The organism is Flavobacterium sp. WG21, from assembly GCF_000335775.1.
Taxonomy (GTDB): Bacteria; Bacteroidota; Bacteroidia; order Flavobacteriales; family Flavobacteriaceae; genus Flavobacterium; species Flavobacterium tructae.
The window spans coordinates 1-2,817 of sequence record NZ_AMYW01000067.1 but is presented as its reverse complement, the minus strand read 5'-3'; the positions used below and the strand labels follow the sequence as shown (position 1 = coordinate 2,817).

At 43.2% G+C, this 2,817-nt stretch carries 1 pseudogene; it reads right to left on the bottom strand.

The window, feature by feature from the left end:
• Positions 1-2,817 (bottom strand): annotated as a pseudogene (locus C245_RS0122440) (hypothetical protein); the annotation flags it as partial.

The window sequence follows — 2,817 nt, the reverse complement described above, 5'->3', positions numbered from 1 at the left end:
AAACTTGCCACTGTAGCATTCGCAGATTTACAGAATTCCTGTGAACTGTTAGCTGTGGTTGGTGTTTGAGGATCGCTGATTGTCACCGTTACTGCCAAACGTGTTGGGCTCTCACAAGTACCCACTTTTAAAGATCCGTAATAGGTTACTCCATTAATTAATGCCGTTGTTGAAACAATTTTGTTTCCAGCAGTAGCCGCATCGTACCAAGTAACTCCGCTCTCATTGGTTGCCAAACTTGCCACGGTAGCATTGGCAGATTTACAGAATTCCTGATTTACAGCTCCTATTGGTGTCTGAGGATCACTGATCGTTACTGTTACCGCCAATCTTGTTGGACTCTCGCAAGTACCTACTTTTAGTGAACCATAATATACTGTTCCGTTAGTTAATATGGTTGTAGAAATCATTTTATTTCCTGCGGTAGCCGAATCGTACCAAGTAACTCCTGTTTCATTGGTTACCAAACTTGCCACGGTAGCATTACTGTTTTTACAAAATTCCTGTGCTGCATTCCCTGTTGGTGTTTTTGGATCGCTGATCGTTACCATTACAGCCAAACGTGTTGGGCTCTCACAAGTACCTACTTTTAGCGAACCGTAATATGTCCTTCCGTTTACCAAAGCTGTTGTTGAACTCACTACATTTCCCGCAGTAGCCGCATCGTACCAAGTAACTCCGCTCTCATTGGTTGCCAAACTTGCCACGGTAGCATTACTGTTTTTACAAAATTCCTGTGCTGCATTCCCTGTTGGTGTCTTTGGATCGCTGATCGTTACCATTACAGCCAAACGTGTTGGGCTCTCACAAGTACCTGCTTTTAAAGATCCGTAATATGTTCTTCCGTTTACCAAAGCTGTCGTTGGTGTTACTACATTACCTGCAGTAGCCGAATCGTACCAAGTCACTCCTGTTTCATTCGTTACCAGACTTGCCACAGTAGCATTCGCAGATTTACAGAATTCCTGTGTTGCATTACCTGTTGGAGTTTGCGGATCGCTGATCGTTACTGTTACTGCCAATCGAGTTGGGCTCTCACAATTACCTACTTTTAGCGAACCGTAATATGTCCTTCCGTTTACCAAAGCTGTTGTTGAACTCACTACATTTCCCGCAATAGCCGCATCGTACCAAGTAACTCCTGTTTCATTAGTAACCAGACTCGCCACAGTAGCATTGGCAGATTTACAGAATTCCTGTGAACTGTTAGCTGTGGTTGGTGTTTGAGGATCGCTGATTGTCACCGTTACTGTCAATCTTGTTGGACTCTCGCAAGTACCTACTTTTAGTGAACCATAATATACTGTTCCGTTAGTTAATATGGTTGTAGAAGCCAATTTATTGCCTGCAGTAACCGCATCGTACCAAGTCACTCCTGTTTCATTCGTTACCAGACTTGCCACAGTAGCATTCGCAGATTTACAGAATTCCTGTGTTGCATTACCTGTTGGAGTTTGCGGATCGCTGATCGTTACTGTTACTGCCAATCGAGTTGGGCTCTCACAATTACCTACTTTTAGCGAGCCGTAATATGTCCTTCCGTTTACCAAAGCTGTTGTTGAACTCACTACATTTCCCGCAATAGCCGCATCGTACCAAGTAACTCCTGTTTCATTAGTAACCAGACTCGCCACAGTAGCATTTGCAGATTTACAGAATTCCTGTGTTGCATTACCTGTTGGAGTTTGCGGATCACTAATCGCTACTGTTACCGCCAGTCTTGTTGGGCTCTCGCAAGTGCCTACTTTTAAAGATCCATAATATGTTGTTCCGCTTGTTAAGGCAGTTGTCGAAGTCAATTTATTCCCTGCTGTTGCCGCATCGTACCAAGTAACTCCGCTCTCATTGGTTGCCAAACTTGCCACGGTAGCATTGGCAGATTTACAGAATTCCTGTGCTGCATTACCTGTTGGAGTTTGCGGATCGCTGATCATCGCTGTTACAGCTAAACGTATTGGGTTTTCGCATGAAGAAATGCCAAAAGGATATACTTCTTTCAAGCCTGCATAGTAAACCTTTTCATTAATCAAAGGAGTATTAAAGGGGATTACGTTACCTCCAGTTGCTGAATCATACCAAATTGCTTCTGCCTTACCGTTATGATTAACAGGCGTTACCACAGATAAATTAGCCACAGTAGAACTGCTATTTTTACAAAAATACTGTATTTTATCACCTCTCGGAAGTTCAGGGCTATAAATCCATACTTGCACTTGTATTCGAACTGGGCTCTCACAGACCCCTACCTTTAAAGATCCATAATAGATTTGATTATTCTCTAAAGCTGTTGTTGAGCTCACTACATTACCTGCCGTTGCAGCATCGTACCAAGTCACGCCTGTTTCATTAGTTACTAAACTCGCCACAGTAGCATTCTCAGATTTGCAAAAAAATTGCCCCTGATTTCCTACTGGTTTCCTCGGATCGCTAATGGTTATTGTTACCGCCAATCTTGTTGGGCTCTCACAAGTACCTACTTTTAGTGAACCGTAATATGTTGTTCCGTTAGTTAATATGGTTGTAGAAGCCAATTTATTTCCTGCGGTAGCGGCATCGTACCAAGTCACTCCTGTTTCATTGGTTGCCAGACTCGCAATTGTAGCATTCGAAGATTTACAGAATTCCTGTGCTGCATTCCCTGTTGGTGTCTTTGGATCGCTGATCGTTACCATTACAGCCAAACGTGTTGGGCTCTCGCAAGTACCTGCTTTTAAAGATCCATAATAGGTTCTTCCGTTTACCAAAGCCGTCGTTGGTATTACTACATTACCTGCAGTAGCCGCATCGTACCAGATAACACCCGTTTCATTGGTTATC